The organism is Pseudomonas asgharzadehiana, from assembly GCF_019139815.1.
GTDB lineage: Bacteria > Pseudomonadota > Gammaproteobacteria > Pseudomonadales > Pseudomonadaceae > Aquipseudomonas > Aquipseudomonas asgharzadehiana.
Genome location: NZ_CP077079.1, coordinates 728,635 through 748,068, shown reverse-complemented (window position 1 = coordinate 748,068; position 19,434 = coordinate 728,635). Strand labels below are relative to the sequence as shown.

Sequence of the window (19,434 nt, the reverse complement as noted above, 5' to 3'; positions counted from 1 at the left end):
TTTAATCAAAAGGGAGCGGAAATCTAGCACCACGAAACCCGTTGTTCAGAGCCTGGATGCGCCAATTGGCGTGGGAAACGTCCTGTTCCGCTTAACGGCCAGGGGCGTCGACCTCCCTGGGTAACCGCTGATCGATCAACTGATACAACGCACTCTCCCGCGGCCAGTTCCGCATGAACCGCGCGCGGTCCCGGGCAAACGCCGGCGCGAAGCTGGCGGCCGAGTGGTGCTGGCACATGGCATCGAGGTCGATCAGCGCCCAGCGGCCTTCATGCCAGAACAGGTTATGGCCCTTGAAGTCGCCATGGCTGATGCGCTCGCGGATCAGTTCGGCAAACAGGTGATCCAGCGCCAGCAATTCGTTTTCCGGCGCGTCGCCGTGTTCGACGTAGGGCGCGAAGCGCTCGATGATGTCCGGCCCCGGCAGGTATTCGGTGATCAGGTAAGCACGGCTGCGCAGCCAGAAAAAACGCTTTTCCAGCACGGCCAACGGCGTTGGCGTAGCGATGCCGAGGAACGCCAGGCGGTTGCCTTCGCGCCATGAATGCCAGGCGCGGCTCGGGCGCCAGAAGCGCTTGAGCCAATGAGCGAAGCCCTTGATGTTGTAGCGCTTGATCACCAGCGCGCGACCGTCCACTTCGACCTTGGCCACGCTGGCGGCGCCGCCGGTCTTGTACATGTGGCCGTTGTCGAGCAGCGCATCGGCCTGCTCCAGTACCGGCAGCATCGCAGGCTCTTCTTCACGCCGAATCGCGCGCAAGCCAAATGCGCCGCGAGCCACGCTGAACAGCGTGCATTCGCGGCCGACCTTGTTCAAAAAGTCCTTCAAGCGCCAGGCGCTGACCTTGCGCACCTGTTTCTCCAGCGCTTGCAGCGGCAAAGCATGTTCGCCATTGCCGAGCAGGTAGTACACCAGCAACTCTTCGGTAAACGGCTCGAGGTTTTTGGGCAGCTGGGCGAAAAACACGCCGAGGTTTTCCAGCACTCGGTGACGCGACAGCGGCTTGCCCGCCTCTTCGACACGGATACCGGCACCGTCGATCAAGTACAGCTTGTCGCGCTGACGCAGCAGGTTGTCCAGGTGCAGATCTTCCTGCCACAAGCCTTGCGTGTGCATGTGCGCAATCGCACCTAACGCCTGGGCAAGCACGGCGGTTTGCTCGTCAGCCAATGGCGGCAGGCTTTCGACAGCGTGCCAGGCGTCGGCCAAGCTTTCGGCGCCTTCGATAAACTCGAACAGCAGCCAGCCCCCTTCGCCCTCCTGCAACCCATCGGCCAACAGCAAAGGCGTGGTCAGGCCTTGCTCGGCCAACAGGCGCACGCCGCTGAGTTCACGCTGAAAGTGCCGCGCAGCCTTGCTGCCCACCAACAACTTGGCCAGCACCGGGCGCCCGCGCCACACCGCTGCGCCCACATAACGCTCGCCAGGCATTACGCGCACCAGGCTCAGCAGTTGCAGTTGGCCGGGGCCTGCGGCATCCGCCAGGTCGAGGGTCAGGGGCAGGCTCGGTGTGCGGCCGGCGTTTTTCAGCTCGGACAGGCGCATCAGCGGTTCTCCTTGTGGCTACGCCGCGTCGTCAGGCGTTGCAGCCAGGTGGCGACCAGCGCGCTGTCTTGCGGCTGGTCGGCATAGGCCGCCAGCAGTTGGCGCACCTGCGCATCCGACCACTGCGGCGCGCGGCGCAACAACGGCTCCAGGTCCTTGACCCGGTCACGCCAGCCGAACAACAGCGGGCGGGTTTTCTCCAGGTCGATCAACTGCGCGGCGTAACCGTCACCGGTGGCCTGCAGGAAAATATGCTTGGGATAGAAACAGCCGTGCACCTGACCGACGCCGTGCAACTGACGCGCAAGCTTGCCGCAGGCCAGCAGAATGGCGCGGTGCTGGGCCTCGCTCAGCGACGGCCATTGCTCGAGCAGCGAATCAAGGTCATTCCAGCCATCCAGGGCCCGGGTCAATAACATCGCGCGGTACTCACCCGCCACTTTTCGCTCGCCATAGAACGCCGCCTGCAACGCCGGGATACCCAGCGTGCGGTAACGGCTGATATTGCGAAACTCACGAGAGAAACTCGGCTCACCCAACGGCTTGCGAAGGCTGCGAGTGAGGTAATTGCTTTGGCGCTTGAGGTAATAAGCGTGGCCGTCGAGTTCCAGCCGAAATACGCTGCTCCAGCCGCCGCCACTGGTATTGGGCTCGTCAACCGCGTCCAACTGCTTGGCCCACAACGCGTCGAACGTCGCCAGGCCATTGCGCTCCAGCAAGGCACGGTCTTCAGCCGCCAGGAAATCACTCATTCGCGCCCCTCGAAAAACTTCACTACGTGGCGAATACGCCGCTTGTCAGACTCGGTCAGTCGCCGACACCCACGGTACTGCATGTAGAAACGCAAGCGCTGGGTAGCCGACAGGTGATATTTGGCCACCTTGTCCAGGCACGCCAGGTCTTTGGTAATGCGGTACTTAAGCCAGAAACCACGCCAGAAATCGCCGTTGGGGCAATCGATCAGGTACAGGGTCTGCTGGTCGTCGACCAACAGGTTGCGCCACTTCAAGTCGTTATGAGTGAAGCGGTGATCGTGCATCGTGCGCGTATATTCGGCGAGCTGGCGGCTGATCACGCTCACCCACTTGGGGTCGCGCAGGCGCGTATCTTTGCGATCGGCCAGGGCGGAGAGGTCTTCTGTTTTCGGCAATTCACGGGTGATCATCGCGCCGCGATCGTAGGCCAGGCCGTTGCGCTCCAAGCCCCAGGCCACCACGTCGGCGGTGGGAATGCCCCACTTGGCGAAGCGTTTGAGGTTCTGCCATTCGGACTTGACCCGCGGCTTGCCCAGGTAGCGACGCAAGCCCTTGCCGGCGCCGACGTAGCGCTTGACGTAGTAATTGACTCCGTCACGCTGCACCCGGATCACTTCCGACAACGGGTCGCGTGTTAGCCGCTCGCCCTGCAGCGCGAACACCGCTTCGAGGCTTCCAAAGTCGTCCGCCAGGGCGGCATAGGCAGGTTCCAGGTTCCAACCCGCCATCAGAGCGCATCCCCGTATCGCTGCTTACGCGCGTAGAGCTTGTCGGCCTTGCCCTGCAGCCACTGCAGCAACGCGGCCTCTTCGGCGAGGATCTGGCGCAGCGGCTGCTGGAAGTAACCCTTGAGGAAGCGCAGTTTGTCGCGGCGCGTCAGGCCGATGTCCAGCGCCGAGAAGTACAGCGCGGCCAGGTCCTTGTCACGCCAGCGATGGCTGATCTTGTCGCGGGTCTGGGCGCGGTGCAGGTCGATCACCGAGAGCCTGAAGTGATCGGCGGTCACCGGCGTGTCGGTGTGCAGCAGGAAGTGGCAGATGTAACAGTCACGGTGGTTGACCCCACCGCGATGCATCATGCCGGTCATGCGCGCCACTTCGGCGATCAGCGCGCGCTTGAGACGCGGCTCGGGCGGCTGCTTGAGCCAATCGATGCTGAAGTCTTCCAGGCTGACGGTGGGCGCCAGCTCCTCGGTGATGATGAACGAGTGCTGGTCGGCCGGGTTGCTGCCGCGCTCGCCGTAGGCCACGGCGGTCATGGTCGGCACGCCCAGTTGCTGCAAGCGCTGGATCGCCAGCCATTCCTGGCCCGCGCCCAGCACCGGAAGCTTGGCGGTGACCAGGTTCTTGACGATCTCGCCCCAGCCGATGCCGCGGTGGATCTTCACGAAATAGCCACGGCCATCGACCACCGTGCGCAGGGTGCGACGCGCTTCAAGCTCACGGTAGACCTCGCCTTCCAGCGCCTCGACGGCGGCGAACGCATCACGCCCGGCCCAGAGGGTCTTGAACGGTTCGGCAAGCATCAACTTCATCGTTTTGGCTCCGCCAGGATCACATCCGCCGCGTGCTGCGGCATGCTGTAGAGGTCGGCCGTCTCGGCGAAGGCCAACCCGTTGCGGCCCCAGGCCGCGCGCTGTGCAGAATCACTCAACATGCGCGTCAGGTAGCCGTTGAGCTGGGTTTGTTCGAAGGGCTCATCCAGCACCAGGCCGCTGTCGGCCTCACTGATGTAGTGGGCATAACCACACACCGCCGAGACCAGCACCGGCAACCCGGCCACCAGGGCTTCGAGCAAGACGGTGCCGGTGTTTTCGTTGTACGCCGGGTGGATCAACAGGTCGGCGCCCAGCAGGAAACGCGGGATATCGCTGCGCCCCTTGAGGAACTGCACGTTATCGCCCAAGCCCAACGTGGCGCTCTGCAATTGGAATACTTTGGGGTCGTCCTGGCCAATTACAAACAGGCGCGTACGTTTCTTCAATTGCGCCGGCAACGCAGCCACGGCTTTGAGGCTGCGGTCGACCCCCTTGGTCTTGAAGCCCGAGCCGATCTGCACCAGCAGCAGGTCGTCATCCGCCAGGTTGAATTCCTTACGGAAACCTTCGCGAATGTGCGCCGCATCCGGCGGCGCGCGACGGTCCTGGGCGATACCCGGCGGCAGCAGGTGGAAGCGTTCCAGCGGGGTGTCGTAATGCTTGATGAACAGCGGCTGCTGCACCTCGGAAATCATCAGGACTTCGGTCTTGGCGTCTTTGGCGAACACCGCGCGTTCGTAGTCGGCAAAGTGTTTGTAGCGGCCAAAATAGCGGTACAGCGAATGGCGCAGGTTTTGCGCCTTGTCTTCAAAGCAGCCATCGGCGGCGTAGTACACGTCGAGGCCGGGCATTTTGTTGAAGCCGATCAGTCGATCCACCGGGCGCTTGGCCAGGTCGGCCGCCATCCAGGCGCTGAGTTTCTCGTTGCGCCGATGGTTGAAGAACGCCTTGACCGGCGCCACCAGCACTTCGAAGCCGGGTGGAATGTCGCCTTCCCAGATCAGCGTATACACACGAATCTGATGGCCGCGCTGCTGGCACTCCAGGGCGATGCGCATGAAGTCCCGCTGCAGGCCGCCGAACGGGAAATACTTGTACAGAACAAACGCCAGTTGCATCAGTGCAGCTCCTCAGCCAATAACAACGTGCTCAGTCGGCTGGCCACACGCTCAGGGTTCAAGCGCGTAAAGCACAGGGGCGACTCGCGCTTGATGTCGAACCGACGCAGGTCGTCGGCCGTCGGTTGATAGGTACATAGCTTTTGCAGGCAGGGCGCGCACGGCCAGTCGCTGGCCAAGTGAATCTGGCCCTTGCCATAGGCGCCGGTGAGGCCGGGGTTGGTGGGGCCGAACAAAGAAATGGTCGGCACATCCAGTGCGGCGGCCAAATGGCCGAGGCCAGTGTCCACCGCCACACAGGCGCGGGCGCCGGCCAGCACGCGGGCCACCCCGGCCAGGTTCAACTTGGGCAGTACTTCGGCGTTGCCCAGGCCTTGGGCCAGGCGTTCGGCGCGGGCCTTTTCGGCGGCGTTGCCCCATGGCAGCTTCACGTCCACGCCCAGGCGCCCCATGCGTTCGGCAAGCTCACGCCAGTAGGCTTCGGGCCAGTGCTTGGTGTCCCAGGTGGTGCCGTGCAACAGCAGCACAAACGGCTTTTTCGGCGGCAGGCCGAGCAGTTTGTCGACGCTCAGGCCGTAGTCGCCCAAGCCTTTGGGCAAGTCATAACCCAGCGCTACGGCGAACAACTGGCGCAAACGCTCCACCGCATGCTGCCCACGGGCCACCGCCAGGCGTCGCGAGTAGAAGCGCGCGGCGAGCGGTTCACGGGCGGAGCTTTTGTCGAAACCGGCCACCGGCGCACGCACATAACGGGTCAGCCAGGCGCTCTTGAGCAGGCCTTGGGCGTCGATCACCAGGTCGTATTTGGTCGACTGGACTTGCTGCTTGAAGCGCCGCCATTCACCGCTCTTGATGGTTTGCCAGAGGTTCTTGCGCCAGCGGCGAATCGCCACCTTGATAACCTTGTCTACCGCCGGGTGCCAGGTGGGGATCTCGGCAAAGCCCTCTTCCACCACCCAATCGAATTGAATGCCGGGGATCGCCCGCGCCGCGTCGGTGAGTGCCGGCAACGCATGGATCACGTCGCCCAGGGATGAGGTCTTGATTACCAGTACCCGCAACTCAATTAACCTCGACCACTGTGCCCTGCAACCGCTGCAAGGCATCGTTTACCGGCTGCGGCAGCAACTGGCGCATGCAGTTGTAGTGGCCGAAACGGCAGGTCCGATCAAAACACGGGCTGCAATCCAGGCCCAGGCGCACCACTTCGACCTTGTCGGCCAACGGCGGGGTGAACCCTGGCGAGGTGGAGCCGTACACCGCCACCAACGGGCGATTCAGCGCCGCGGCCACGTGCATCAGGCCGGAGTCGTTGGACACCACCGAATCCGCGCAGGACAGCAGGTCAATCGCCTCGGCCAGCGACGTGTCGCCACTGAGGTTCACCGCCTCCTCGCGCAGGCCCGGTATCAAGCGCTGGCGGATATCTTCACCCACCGGATGATCTTTTTTCGAGCCGAACAACCACACCTGCCAGCCTTCACGAATCTTCGTCTCGGCGACTTTGGCGTAGTGCTCCGCCGGCCAGCGCTTGGACTCGCCAAACTCAGCGCCCGGGCACAGCGCCAATACCGGGCGATCCAGGCTCAGGCCGAACTTGGCCAGCGCCGCGTCGCGGGTGACCGGGTCGATCCGCAGGCGCGGGCGCGGGTACGGCTTGGGCAACTCGGCACCCGGCGCATAGGCCAGAGCCATGAAGCGCTCGATCATCAGCGGGTAGCGCGCTTTATCGAGCGTGCGCACGTCGTTGAGCAGCACGTAGCGGAACTCGCCGCGCCAACCGGTGCGCTTGGGGATGCCGGCAAAATACGGCACCAGCGCCGATTTCAGCGAGTTGGGCAGCAGGATGGCCTGGTCATACCGGCCGGCCAGGGATTTGCCGATGCGACGGCGCGTGGCCAGTTCCAGGGCGCCGTGGCCGAGCGGAAAGCTCAAGGCCTCGCGCACTTGCGGCATGCGCTCAAGGATCGGCCGGCTCCACTCGGGGGCGAGCACGTCGATCTGGCAGCCTGGATGGCGCTGGCGCAGGCACTCGAACAGTGTCTGTGCCATCACCATGTCACCGACCCAACTGGGCCCAACGATCAGAATATTCATGTAGTTTCCACAAACGATGCGGGGAGGCTTATGCCTCCCCGCCCTAATAGTGTTTCAGCTCAACCCCAGCTCCTGCCAGATACGCATCACTTGCCGCCGCTCATCGGCGAACTGATCCCCGGCTACCGTACCGGCCTCGTTTTGCAAGGCCTGGCGATGCGCGGCGGAACGGTAGGCCTTATACACCTCGCGCAGCAGATGGGCATCGGCGGCGGGCATCAGCCCCACCTGCTCCAGGCCTTCCAGAATGCGGATATTGTCGGTATAGCGCAGCAACGATGGATGTTGCGCAGACCACGCCAAAGCCGCGTATTGCACCATAAATTCAATATCGACGATACCTCCGGCGTCCTGCTTGAGGTCGAACGCCACCGTGGCTTCGAAGGCATTGGCGCCGGTACCGGCCAGCGTGGCCTTGGTACCCAGGTTATCGCGCATCTTGGCACGCATCTCACTGACTTCCTGGCGCAGCTTGGCGAGGTCCCGTTCACGCCCCAACACTTTAGCCCGTACCTGCTCGAACGCACGGCCCACATCCTGGCTGCCCACCAACACCCTTGCGCGGATCAAGGCCTGATGTTCCCAGGTCCAGGCTTCATTTTCTTGATAGCGATCAAACGCACCGAGGGAACTCACCAACAAACCGGATGCCCCCGACGGTCGCAGGCGCATGTCCACTTCGTACAACTGGCCGGAGTTGGTCTGGGTGGTGAGCAGGTGAATGATGCGCTGGCCCAGGCGCGTGAAGAACTGCGCGCCATCGATCGGCTTGGCGCCATCGGTTTCGGCCTGAGGGTCGCCGTCGTGGATAAACACCAGGTCCAGGTCCGAACCATGCCCCAGTTCAATGCCGCCGACTTTCCCATAACCGACAATGATGAACCCAGGATCGCACAGGGTGCCGTCCAGCCGCTGCGGCGAGCCGTGGCGCGCCACGGTCTGGCGCCAGGCCAGGGCCAGCACTTGTTCGAGGATGGCTTCGGCGAGCCAGGTCAGGTAGTCGCTGACTTTCATCAACGGCAGGCTGCCGGCGATTTCCGAGGCCGCCACGCGCAGGCGGTGAGCGAGCTTGAAGTGACGCAGGGCTTCCATCTGCTGCTCAAGGTCGTCCTCGGGGATGCGCGTGAGGCGCTCGCGCAGTTCGGCGGCCAATTCCGGCGCCAGCGGCGGCTTGAACAGCCGGCCCTCGTTAAGCAACTCGTCCAACAACAGCGGGAAACGGGTGATCTGCTCGGCGATCCACGGGCTGGCGGCGCACAGGGTCAACAGGCGGCGCAGGGCGTCGGGGTTTTCGGTGAGCAGCACCAGATAAGCGGAACGACGGGCGACGGCCTCGACCAACGGCAACACGCGCTCCAGCACCAGGTCCGGGTTGGCGTGTTCGACGGCCTGGGCGAGCAGGCGCGGGATAAACGCATCCAGCCGCTCGCGACCGAGGCGCTGCATGGCGCGCAATTGCGGGCTGCCGCGCAAACTGGCGAGAGCCTTGAGGGCCTTGGGCGCGTCGGTAAAACCGCCTTCAGCCAATTGGCGGCAGGCGGCGTCTTCATCCTGGGATTCCTCCCACAGTGGCAACCATTCACCGCCCACCACCAGTTCGCTTTCGGCGCCGTCTTCTTCATCCGGGTCGGCGATCACTTGGCGAAAGTGCCAATCCACCCGACCACGCCAATACATCAGGCGCTCATGGAACGCGGCCCAGTCGGCAAAGCCCAGCATGAAGGCCATGCGCGCCTGGTCCTGCGGGTTGTCCGGGAGCATTTGTGTCTGCCGGTCGGCAATCGCCTGGATCGCGTGTTCGGTGTAGCGCAGAAATTCATAGCCGTTGCGCAACTCGGCGATCACCGCCGCCGGCAAGTAGCCCTGCCCCTCCAGGGTGCCGAGCACTTTGAGCAACGGTCGCTGTTGCAGGCTCAGGTCGCGGCCGCCGTGGATCAGTTGGAACGCCTGGGCGATAAATTCCACTTCGCGGATGCCGCCCGAGCCCAGCTTGATGTTGTCGGCCATGCCTTTGCGCCGCACTTCCTGCTGGATCAGATGCTTCATGGTGCGCAGCGCTTCGATGGCAGAGAAGTCCAAGTAACGGCGGTAGACGAAAGGCCGCAGCATCTCCAGCAATTGCGCACCGGCCACCTGGTCGCCGGCAACTACCCGCGCCTTGATCATGGCGTAGCGTTCCCAGTCGCGGCCCTGGTCCTGGTAGTACTGCTCCAGCGCGTTGAAACTGAGCACCAACGCGCCGGCCGAACCATAGGGACGCAAGCGCATATCGACGCGGAACACAAAGCCGTCGACGGTCATCGGGTCCAGCGCCTTGATCAGTTTTTGACCCAGGCGGATGAAAAACTCCTGGTTATCCAGGGCGCGCTTCACGCCCACTGTTTCGCCGCCCTCGGGGTAGGCGAAAATCAGGTCGATATCGGACGAGAGGTTCAACTCCACCGCGCCGAGCTTGCCCATGCCGAGGATGACCATGTGCTGCGGCTCGCCGCTGCGCCGGCCCGTCGGCGTGCCGAACTGTGCGCAGTGGTGCTGGTAGAGCCACTGGTAGGCCTGGTCGATGCTGGCGTCAGCCATGTCGGAAAGGTCACGACAGGTTTGCACCAGGTCCGCCTGGCGGGTGAGGTCGCGCCAGATGATGCGCACTTGCTGGCGGGTACGTTGACGACGCAACAGGCGGCCCAGTTCATCTTCTGTTTCAGCCTGTTGCACGGCGCCGGCGATCTGACCGCACAGCTCGCCTGGGACGAAGCCACGGTCCAGCTCGCCCCAGGCGGCCAGCTCGAGCAACATCAAAGGGTCACGAACACTCTGTTCAATAACGAAATCACTGGCGGCGCAGACGCGGGCAAAATCGGCCCACCGTTGCGAGGTCCACGTAGAAAGGCCATGATCGTCGTCCAGCGTGGCCACCGCGTCACGAAATGACTGCTCGGCGCGCTGGGCAATCGGAAGAAGAAGGGTGGGCAATTCGGCCAGCGTTGGCAGGCTCATGGTCTATCCTCCATCGGCGCGTAAATGGCTTGTAGTTGTGAAGGCAAGCACCACGCCCGATGGAGGACTGTCGAACAAAGGTTATAAATAGCTGAAAATTCATAATTTTTGGCAGGCAACATTAAACTCATACCTTTTCTTGTTCGCAAAAGATCAACAATAACGATTATGCTCACCAGCCAGACCGAGCAATCCGCTCAGTCTTGTGTAGTTTTACTACTCGTATATACATTCGAAAGGCTGAAATGGCCGACGATTTGTAGTAAAACTACAGGACGCCGAAGCAACCTTCGGCCATCCAAGAATTTATGTCGTCTGCCCACAAGGCCAGTCGCAAACTTCAGGCAACCGATTCTGGTAGCCTTTCCGCCCTGGAGCAAGCCATGCAAGACCTCGATCCCGTCGAAACCCAGGAATGGCTGGACGCCCTGGAATCGGTTCTCGACAAAGAAGGCGAAGACCGTGCTCACTATCTGATGACCCGTATGGGCGAACTCGCGACCCGCAGCGGCTCGCAACTGCCTTACGCCATCACCACGCCATACCGCAACACCATCCCCGTTACCCACGAAGCACGCATGCCTGGCGACCTGTTCATGGAACGCCGCATTCGCTCGCTGGTACGTTGGAACGCCATGGCGATGGTAATGCGCACGAACTTGAAAGATTCGGACCTGGGCGGTCACATCTCCAGCTTCGCTTCCAGCGCAACCCTGTATGACATCGGTTTCAACTACTTCTTCCAGGCCCCGACCGACGAACACGGCGGTGACCTGATCTACTTCCAGGGCCACACCTCGCCAGGCGTCTACGCTCGTGCGTTCATGGAAGGTCGCATCAGCGAAGAACAAATGAACAACTTCCGCCAGGAAGTCGACGGTCAGGGCCTGTCGTCCTACCCGCACCCTTGGCTGATGCCTGATTTCTGGCAGTTCCCGACCGTTTCCATGGGTCTGGGCCCCATTCAAGCGATCTACCAGGCACGCTTCATGAAGTACCTGGAAGCCCGTGGCTTCATCCCTGAAGGCAAGCAGAAAGTCTGGTGCTTCCTGGGCGATGGCGAATGCGACGAGCCTGAATCCCTGGGCGCTATCTCCCTGGCCGGCCGCGAGAAGCTGGACAACCTGATCTTCGTCATCAACTGCAACCTGCAGCGCCTCGACGGCCCGGTTCGCGGCAACGGCAAGATCATCCAGGAACTCGAAGGCGTGTTCCGTGGTGCTCAGTGGAACGTGACCAAAGTCATCTGGGGCCGTTTCTGGGACCCACTGCTGGCCAAGGACGTCGACGGCATCCTGCAACGCCGCATGGACGAAGTCATCGACGGCGAATACCAGAACTACAAAGCCAAAGACGGCGCGTTCGTGCGCGAGCACTTCTTCAACACGCCTGAACTCAAGGCGATGGTTGCCGACCTGTCCGACGACGAGATCTGGAAGCTCAACCGTGGCGGCCACGACCCGTACAAGGTCTATGCGGCTTACCACGAAGCGGTCAACCACAAAGAACAACCGACCGTCATCCTGGCCAAGACCATCAAGGGTTATGGCACCGGTGCCGGCGAAGCGAAAAACACTGCGCACAACACCAAGAAAGTCGATGTCGACAGCCTGAAGTTGTTCCGCGACCGCTTCGACATCCCGGTCAAGGATGAAGAGCTGGAAAACCTGCCGTTCTTCAAGCCGGAGCCAAACAGCGCCGAAGCCCGCTACCTGGCCGAGCGCCGCTCCGCGCTGGGTGGTTTCGTGCCACAGCGCCGCGCCAACAGCTTTGCCGTACCAACCCCGGACCTGAGCACGCTCAAGGCAATCCTGGACGGTTCGGGCGACCGTGAAATCTCCACCACCATGGCCTTCGTGCGGATCCTCGCGCAGTTGGTCAAGGACAAGGACATCGGCCCGCGCATCGTCCCGATCATCCCGGACGAAGCCCGTACCTTCGGCATGGAAGGCATGTTCCGTCAGTTGGGCATCTACTCATCCGTCGGCCAGCTCTACGAGCCAGTCGATAAAGACCAGGTGATGTTCTACAAGGAAGACAAAAAGGGCCAGATCCTCGAAGAAGGCATCAACGAAGCGGGCGCCATGAGCTCCTTCATCGCTGCCGGTACTTCGTACTCCAGCCACAACCAGCCGATGCTGCCGTTCTACATCTTCTATTCGATGTTCGGCTTCCAGCGTATTGGCGACCTGGCTTGGGCAGCAGGCGACAGCCGTACCCGTGGTTTCCTGATCGGCGGTACCGCCGGCCGCACCACACTGAACGGCGAAGGCCTGCAACACGAAGACGGTCACAGCCACATCCTGGCTGCCACCATCCCGAACTGCCGCACCTTTGATCCAACCTACGGCTACGAGCTGGCGGTGATCATCCAGGACGGCATGAAGAAGATGACCGAAGAGCAGCAGGACGTTTTCTACTACATCACCGTGATGAACGAGTCCTACCAGCAGCCAGCCATGCCGGCCGGCGTGGAAGAAGGCATCATCAAGGGCATGTACCTGCTCGAAGAAGACACCAAGGAAGCGGCGCACCACGTGCAACTGATGGGCTCCGGCACCATCCTGCGTGAAGTGCGTGAAGCGGCGAAGATCCTGCGTGACGAATTCAACGTCGGCGCCGACGTGTGGAGCGTTACCAGCTTCAACGAACTGCGTCGCGACGGCCTGGCCGTGGAGCGCAGCAACCGCCTGCACCCTGGCCAGAAGCCAGCCAAGAGCTATGTCGAAGAGTGCCTGGCCGGCCGTAAAGGTCCAGTCATTGCCTCTACCGACTACATGAAACTGTTTGCCGAACAAATTCGCCAGTGGGTCCCGTCCAAGGAATTCAAAGTCCTGGGCACCGACGGTTTCGGTCGCAGTGACAGCCGCAAGAAGCTGCGTCACTTCTTCGAAGTCGACCGTCACTTCGTGGTGTTGGCAGCCCTGGAAGCCTTGGCTGACCGTGGTGAGATCGAACCCAAGGTGGTGGCTGACGCCATCGTCAAGTTCGGGATCAACCCGGAAAAACGCAACCCACTGGACTGCTGAGGAGATTTTTTGTGAGCGAACTCATTCGCGTACCTGACATCGGCAGCGGTGAAGGTGAAGTAATCGAGCTGTTTGTGAAGGTCGGCGACAAAGTCGAAGCCGACCAGAGCATCCTGACCCTGGAGTCGGACAAGGCGAGCATGGAAATCCCTGCTCCCAAGGCCGGCGTGGTCAAGAGCCTGAAAGTGAAGCTGGGCGACCGCCTGAAAGAAGGCGACGAACTGCTGGAACTGGAAATCGAAGGCGCCGCCGACGCGGCGGCACCTGCTGCCGCTGCCGCACCTGCACCTGCACCTGCCGCTGAAAAGCCTGCCGCTGCTGCCGAGGCTGCCCCAGCCCCGGCCGCCGCACCTGCCGCCGCCACCGTGCAGGATATTCACGTGCCGGACATCGGTTCGTCGGGCAAGGCCAAGATCATCGAGTTGCTGGTCAAGGTGGGCGACACCGTCGAAGCCGATCAGTCGCTGATCACTTTGGAGTCCGACAAAGCCTCCATGGAAATCCCATCGCCGGCTGCCGGCGTGGTGGAGAGCATCGCGGTCAAGCTGGAAGACGAAGTCGGCACCGGTGACTTCATCCTCAAGCTGAAAGTACAAGGCGCTGCGCCTGCTGCCGCGCCAGCACCTGCCGCTGCTCCGGCAACTGCAAAAGCTGAAGCCGCACCGGCCGCCGCACCTGCACCTGCCACAAAAGCCGAGGCCGCACCGGCCCCTGCTGCTACCGCGCCTGCGCCTAGCGGTGCCAAGGTTCACGCCGGCCCGGCTGTACGTCAACTGGCCCGTGAATTCGGCGTCGAGCTGAACGCTGTGTCGGCCACTGGCCCGCACGGTCGCGTGCTGAAGGAAGACGTGCAGGTTTACGTCAAAGCCATGATGCAGAAGGCCAAGGAAGCTCCGGCTGCCGGCGCTGCAACGGGCGGCGCGGGCATTCCACCGATTCCGGTGGTGGACTTCAGCCGCTTCGGCGAAACCGAAGAAGTGCCGATGACCCGCCTGATGCAAATCGGCGCGTCGAGCCTGCACCGCAGCTGGCTGAACATTCCGCACGTGACTCAGTTCGACCAGGCCGACATCACCGACCTGGAAGCTTTCCGCGTCGCGCAGAAAGCCGTGGCCGAAAAAGCCGGCGTGAAACTGACCGTGCTGCCATTGCTGCTCAAGGCCTGTGCGCACCTGCTCAAGGAGCTGCCGGACTTCAACAGCTCGCTGGCGCCAAGCGGCAAGGCGATCATTCGCAAGAAGTACGTCCACATTGGTTTTGCCGTCGATACCCCGGATGGCCTGCTGGTACCGGTCATCAAGAACGTCGATCAGAAGAGCCTGCTGCAGCTTGCCGCTGAGGCCGCTGCCCTGGCTGCCAAGGCGCGCGACAAGAAGCTGACCGCAGACGACATGCAAGGCGCTTGCTTCACCATCTCCAGCCTCGGTCACATTGGCGGCACTGGCTTCACGCCAATCGTCAACGCGCCGGAAGTGGCGATCCTGGGTGTGTCCAAGGCCACTATCCAGCCAGTCTGGGACGGTAAAGCGTTCCAGCCGAAGCTGATGCTGCCGCTGTCGCTGTCCTACGATCACCGTGTGATCAACGGCGCGGCCGCTGCACGCTTTACCCAGCGTCTGAGCCAGTTGCTGAACGACATCCGCACGATCCTGCTGTAAGCCGCAGCGGCCTCCCCGTAACCGGGGAGGCCTGCTTGCAACGATTTCCGAGCGCCACGCTCGTACCTCAACCCCGTCAATTTGGCGGGGCTTTTTTTGCTTTTCTATACAGACAGGACAGGGTTGTACACCTTCTGTCATTCCGACTGAAGAATTCCCCCGTCCGGCCGATACCCCCCTTATAGCACTTAGCCTTCATCCTCTCTTGTCAGCCCGCGCTGCATGATGCAACCTTGCCGCAGGCAGCAGAAAAGAGGGCGTGAGCCCGGCGCCGTGCGCGTTACTTCAAGTGAGTTCCCCCCATGAAAAGCCAACCCGATGTCGCCCGTATGGCGGCCGAGGTAGTGACGCAGTTACCGGTGCCTTCGCGCCTCGGTATGCTGCGTTTCGAGCGGCTTAATGAGGCAAGCTGGGCCCTGCTGTACCTCGACCCCAACTGCGAGCGCCAATTCGGCCTGTCGGCGGTCGAGCTGTGCGCCCTGATCGGCACACCCTACGCCAGCCTGATGGAACCCCAGGCGCGCTATCAACTGCACGACACCATTCAACAGCAACTGAGCCAAAGCCCGCATTACCTGGTGCGCTACACCTTGCACACCAACGACGGCCCCCTGAGCCTGCTCGAAATGGGCGAGGCCTATAAACAACACAATCGCCATCTGCTGCGCGGCTACCTGATGGTGGTCGACGGCCTGTTCAGCGAAATCCCCTTGCCTGCCCCGACGCAGGACCTGGAAAGCCAGAACAACCGCCTGCAGATCGCCCTCGAACTCAACCAGCGTGCCCAGCAGGAACAGCTGCAGCATCTGGAACGGGTGCGCGCCCAGCAAGAGTTGATCCTGCTGCTGGCCCGCCAGCGCTACACCGCCAACAACTCGCTGCAGGAAGCCGCCGAGCTGATCACCCGTAGCGCCTGCGATATCTACCAGATCGATTGCGCAAGCCTCTGGAATCTCGAAGGCCAGCGCCTGACGCCGATTTCGGCCTATCACCGCGCCGACCAGCAGTACCATCTGCCGGACCCCATTGATGCCGGCTGCTTCCCGGATTATCTGGAAGCCTTGCACACCAGCCGCGCCATCGACGCCAACAATGCCATGCGCGACCCGCGCACCCGTGAGATGGCCGAGAACCTGCGCGCCAAAGACATCCACGCCATGCTGGATGCGAGCATCCGCGTCGATGGCCAGGTGGTCGGCGTGCTATGCCTGGAACAAGGCGGCAGCTCGCGCGTGTGGCAGGCCGATGAGATTGCCTTCGCCGGTGAGTTGGCCGACCAGTTCGCGCAAGTGATCAACAACCACAACCGCCGCACCGCCACCAGCGCCCTGCATCTGTTCCAGCGCGCGGTGGAGCAAAGCGCCAACGCGTTTTTGCTGGTCAACTGCGACGGCGTTGTGGAGTACGTCAACCCAAGTTTTACCGCGATCACCCAGTACAGCGCCGAAGAAGTCCACGGCCATCGCCTGGCGCAATTACCCGCGCTGGAGAACCTCAGCGAGTTGCTGTTTGACGCGCCGTCGAGCCTGGCCAAAAGCAACAGTTGGCAGGGTGAATTCAAAAGCCGGCGTAAAAACCTCGAACCCTACTGGGGCCAGCTGTCGATCTCCAAGGTGTATGGCGACAACCGTGAGCTGACGCACTACATCGGTATCTACGAAGACATCACCCAGACCAAGCTGGCCCAGCAGCGCATCGAGCGCCTGGCCTATACCGACAACCTGACCAACCTGGGCAACCGCCCGGCGTTTATCCGCAACCTCGACGAGCGCTTTGCCCGCGACAGTGACACCCCGATCAGCCTGCTGCTGGTGGACATCGACAACTTCAAGCGCATCAACGACAGCCTCGGCCACCAGACCGGCGACAAGCTGCTGATCAGCCTGGCCCGGCGCCTGCGCAACAGCCTGAGTACCGGCGGCAGCCTGGCGCGCTTTGCCAGCAACGAGTTTGCGGTACTGCTCGACGACACCGACCTGGAAAGCGGCCAGCAGGTCGCCAGCCAGTTGCTGGCAACCCTGGATAAACCGATGTTCGTCGACAACCAATTGATCAGCGTCACCGGTTCCGTGGGCCTGGCATGCGCCCCCCTGCATGGCCGCGACCCGCAAACCCTGATGCGTAACGCCGGCCTGGCGCTGCACAAAGCCAAGGCCAACGGCAAACACCAGGTACAAGTGTTCACCGAAGCGCTGAACGCCGAGGCCAGCTACAAGCTGTTCGTAGAGAACAACCTGCGTCGCGCCTTGACCCAGAACGAGCTGGACGTGTTCTACCAGCCCAAGCTATGCCTGCGCAGCGGTCGCTTGCTGGGCATGGAAGCGCTGCTGCGCTGGAACCATCCGGAAAAGGGCATGATCCGTCCTGACCAGTTCATCAGCGTGGCCGAAGAGACCGGCTTGATCATCCCCATCGGCAAATGGATCGCGCGCCAGGCCTGCCGCATGAGCAAGCGTCTGAGCGCCGCCGGCATGGGCAACCTGCAGGTGGCAATCAACCTGTCGCCCAAGCAGTTCTCCGACCCGGACCTGGTGGCCTCGATTGCCGCCATCCTCAAGGAAGAAGACCTGCCCGCCAACCTGCTGGAACTGGAACTCACCGAAGGCCTGCTGCTGGAAGCCACCGAGGACACACGCCTGCAACTGGACCAACTCAAGAGCTTCGGCCTGACCCTGGCCATGGACGATTTCGGTACCGGTTACTCATCGCTGAGCTACTTGAAAAAATTCCCCATCGACATCATCAAGATCGATCGCAGCTTTATCCACGAGATCCCGGACAACCAGGACGACATGGAAATCACCTCGGCCGTGATCGCCATGGCCCACAACCTCAAGCTCAAGGTTGTGGCCGAAGGCATCGAGACCGCCGAGCAACTGGCGTTCCTGCGACGGCACCGCTGCGACGTGGGCCAGGGCTACCTGTTCGACCGGCCAATCCCCGGCGCAGAGCTGTTGACGATGCTCAAACGCTACCCGCGCGGGCCAATCGCCTGACAGCGCTGTAACACTCGGGCACACTGGCTGTCTGAATCCTTACCGCTAACTCAACCTGACGAGAGGACTGATCATGGTCTTGCGCTCGGAAATTCTGGTGAACAAAAACGTGCTGCCTACTCAAGAACAAGCGTTGCCTGGCCGTGAAACCCCGATGAACCTGCCCGAGACACACTTCGTCAACGGCAACCCACTGCTCGGCCCGTTCATTGACGATGTCGGTTTTGCGATCTTCGGCCTGGGATGTTTCTGGGGTGCGGAACGCAAGTTCTGGCAGCGCGATGGCGTGGTCAGCACCGTGGTGGGTTACGCCGGCGGCTTCACGCCGAACCCGACCTACGAAGAAGTCTGCTCCGGCCTGACCGGCCACAGCGAAGTGGTGCTGGTGGTGTATGACCAGGCCAAAGTGAAATACGAAGACCTGCTGAAGATGTTCTGGGAATTGCACAACCCGACCCAGGGCATGCGCCAGGGCAACGATATCGGCAGCCAGTACCGCTCGGTGATTTATGCGACCACCCCGGAACAACTGGCGGCGGCGAAGGCCAGTGCCGAGGCGTATCAGCAAGAACTGAGCAAGGCCGGCCTGGGTGAAATCACCACCGAAATCGACGAAGCCCCAACGGTGTACTTCGCCGAGGCGTACCACCAGCAGTACCTGGCGAAGAATCCGCAGGGGTATTGCGGGATCGGCGGCACCGGCGTGACCTGCCCGATCTAAAGGCCAACACAGATCAACATGTGGGAGGGGCGCCCTCCCACATTGGGTCCTGTGCCTGGCTTTAGAGCAGGTTACTCAGCGATCAGCCAATCCATCTGCCACCCACCCTGGGTCTGGCCAAGTTTCTTGGACAGCCACGGCAGCAGCTCGCGCAATTCCTCTTCCAAGCCCCACGGCGGGTTGGCAATCGCCAGGCCCGAGCCGGTCAGGGTGTTGGGCGTGTCCAGGGGATGCACCAGCAATTCCACGCGCAACAGCTTCGGCGCGCCAGTGCCGGCCAGGTCCTGGTAGAAGCGACGCAGCATGCGCTGGTCCTTCACCGGGTACCAGATGGCCGCGACGGTCTGGCGCATGCGGCTGACCGCTTCCTTGAGGGAGGCAGCGCACCGCTGCATCTCATCGAGTTTCTCGAAGGGCGGGTCGATGAGCATCAATGCGCGTTTTTCCGGCACCGGCAACAAGGCGCGCGGTACATGCCAGCCTTCGCCCAGGTGCACTTTGACGCGGCGATCACCTTTCATGTTGTCCTTGAGCAGCACGCCGTCTTCGGGGTGTTTCTCATTGAGCAAAACCCGATCCTGCGGGCGCGTAAGGCGCCGTGCCAGTTCCGGCGAGCCCGGGTAGTAACGCAACTGGCCATCCGGGTTCATCTCTTGCAGCACGCGCATGTAGTCGGCGGTCAGTGACGGCAGGTCGTCCTCGCCCCACAGACGCGCGATGCCTTCCAGGTATTCACCCGTGCGGTTGGCCTGGTCGCCCTGCAGGTCATACAGACCGATCCCGGCATGGGTATCGAGGTAGGCGAACGGCTGTTCCTTGCGCGACATCAGGGCAATGAGGCGGGTCAAGGTCAGGTGTTTGAAGACATCGGCGTGGTTGCCGGCGTGAAAGGCGTGACGATAATTCATGGTTGCTCCTGCGCAGGGGGCGAAGTTTACCTTCTACACGGGCAAAGGTGCAGGGCTGCGTGTCGGGCGGTGCTT

13 protein-coding genes are annotated in these 19,434 nt (G+C 62.1%); 4 read left to right on the top strand and 9 right to left on the bottom strand.

What is annotated here, in order from left to right; translation table 11 throughout:
• Positions 1-91 precede the first annotated feature (91 nt).
• Genes KSS96_RS03300 through glnE form a run of 8 tightly spaced genes read right to left on the bottom strand, consistent with a single transcriptional unit; the run spans position 92 to position 10,047 of the window.
• The gene (locus KSS96_RS03300; protein WP_065879463.1) at positions 92-1,546 is read right to left on the bottom strand and encodes a lipopolysaccharide kinase InaA family protein; all 1,455 of its coding nucleotides are present in this window, start codon (positions 1,544-1,546) and stop codon (positions 92-94) included.
• Positions 1,546-2,298, bottom strand: a complete 753-nt coding sequence (locus KSS96_RS03295) for a lipopolysaccharide kinase InaA family protein (RefSeq protein WP_017526470.1) — start codon at positions 2,296-2,298, stop codon at positions 1,546-1,548. Before KSS96_RS03295 ends, KSS96_RS03300 begins: the two co-directional genes overlap by 1 nt.
• Positions 2,295-3,029 (bottom strand): lipopolysaccharide kinase InaA family protein, encoded by a 735-nt coding sequence (locus tag KSS96_RS03290; protein ID WP_017526471.1) that lies wholly within the window; start codon positions 3,027-3,029, stop codon positions 2,295-2,297. Before KSS96_RS03290 ends, KSS96_RS03295 begins: the two co-directional genes overlap by 4 nt.
• Positions 3,029-3,835 carry a lipopolysaccharide core heptose(I) kinase RfaP gene (gene rfaP / locus KSS96_RS03285; protein ID WP_017526472.1) on the bottom strand — a complete coding sequence of 269 codons (807 nt, stop codon included), beginning with the start codon at positions 3,833-3,835 and terminating at the stop codon, positions 3,029-3,031. The genes KSS96_RS03290 and rfaP overlap by 1 nt, the downstream gene beginning before the upstream one ends.
• The gene (locus tag KSS96_RS03280) at positions 3,832-4,956 is read right to left on the bottom strand and encodes a glycosyltransferase family 4 protein (RefSeq protein WP_017526473.1); all 1,125 of its coding nucleotides are present in this window, start codon (positions 4,954-4,956) and stop codon (positions 3,832-3,834) included. The genes rfaP and KSS96_RS03280 overlap by 4 nt, the downstream gene beginning before the upstream one ends.
• Positions 4,956-6,017: a lipopolysaccharide heptosyltransferase I gene (gene waaC, locus KSS96_RS03275; protein ID WP_017526474.1), complete on the bottom strand. Its 1,062-nt coding sequence runs from the start codon at positions 6,015-6,017 to the stop codon at positions 4,956-4,958. Before waaC ends, KSS96_RS03280 begins: the two co-directional genes overlap by 1 nt.
• A gap of 1 nt (position 6,018) precedes the next feature.
• On the bottom strand, positions 6,019-7,053 hold the full coding sequence (gene waaF / locus KSS96_RS03270; RefSeq protein ID WP_017526475.1) for a lipopolysaccharide heptosyltransferase II: 1,035 nt from the start codon (positions 7,051-7,053) through the stop codon (positions 6,019-6,021).
• A gap of 54 nt (positions 7,054-7,107) precedes the next feature.
• Positions 7,108-10,047 carry a bifunctional [glutamate--ammonia ligase]-adenylyl-L-tyrosine phosphorylase/[glutamate--ammonia-ligase] adenylyltransferase gene (glnE, locus tag KSS96_RS03265; RefSeq protein WP_217855730.1) on the bottom strand — a complete coding sequence of 980 codons (2,940 nt, stop codon included), beginning with the start codon at positions 10,045-10,047 and terminating at the stop codon, positions 7,108-7,110.
• Positions 10,048-10,430: 383 nt separating this feature from the next.
• Between glnE and aceE the strand changes: the two genes are divergently transcribed.
• From aceE to msrA, 4 genes are all read left to right on the top strand, one after another.
• Positions 10,431-13,076, top strand: a complete 2,646-nt coding sequence (aceE, locus tag KSS96_RS03260) for a pyruvate dehydrogenase (acetyl-transferring), homodimeric type (protein WP_017526477.1) — start codon at positions 10,431-10,433, stop codon at positions 13,074-13,076.
• Between the two features lie 11 nt (positions 13,077-13,087).
• Positions 13,088-14,734: a dihydrolipoyllysine-residue acetyltransferase gene (gene aceF / locus KSS96_RS03255; protein WP_217855728.1), complete on the top strand. Its 1,647-nt coding sequence runs from the start codon at positions 13,088-13,090 to the stop codon at positions 14,732-14,734.
• 302 nt (positions 14,735-15,036) lie between these two features.
• Positions 15,037-17,730 (top strand): putative bifunctional diguanylate cyclase/phosphodiesterase, encoded by a 2,694-nt coding sequence (locus tag KSS96_RS03250; protein WP_065879467.1) that lies wholly within the window; start codon positions 15,037-15,039, stop codon positions 17,728-17,730.
• Positions 17,731-17,803: 73 nt separating this feature from the next.
• The gene (gene msrA / locus KSS96_RS03245; protein ID WP_065879468.1) at positions 17,804-18,451 is read left to right on the top strand and encodes a peptide-methionine (S)-S-oxide reductase MsrA; all 648 of its coding nucleotides are present in this window, start codon (positions 17,804-17,806) and stop codon (positions 18,449-18,451) included.
• A gap of 71 nt (positions 18,452-18,522) precedes the next feature.
• Here the strand turns inward: msrA and KSS96_RS03240 are convergent, their stop codons facing one another.
• On the bottom strand, positions 18,523-19,359 hold the full coding sequence (locus tag KSS96_RS03240; RefSeq protein WP_017526481.1) for a 23S rRNA (adenine(2030)-N(6))-methyltransferase RlmJ: 837 nt from the start codon (positions 19,357-19,359) through the stop codon (positions 18,523-18,525).
• Between the last annotated feature and the right edge of the window lie 75 nt (positions 19,360-19,434).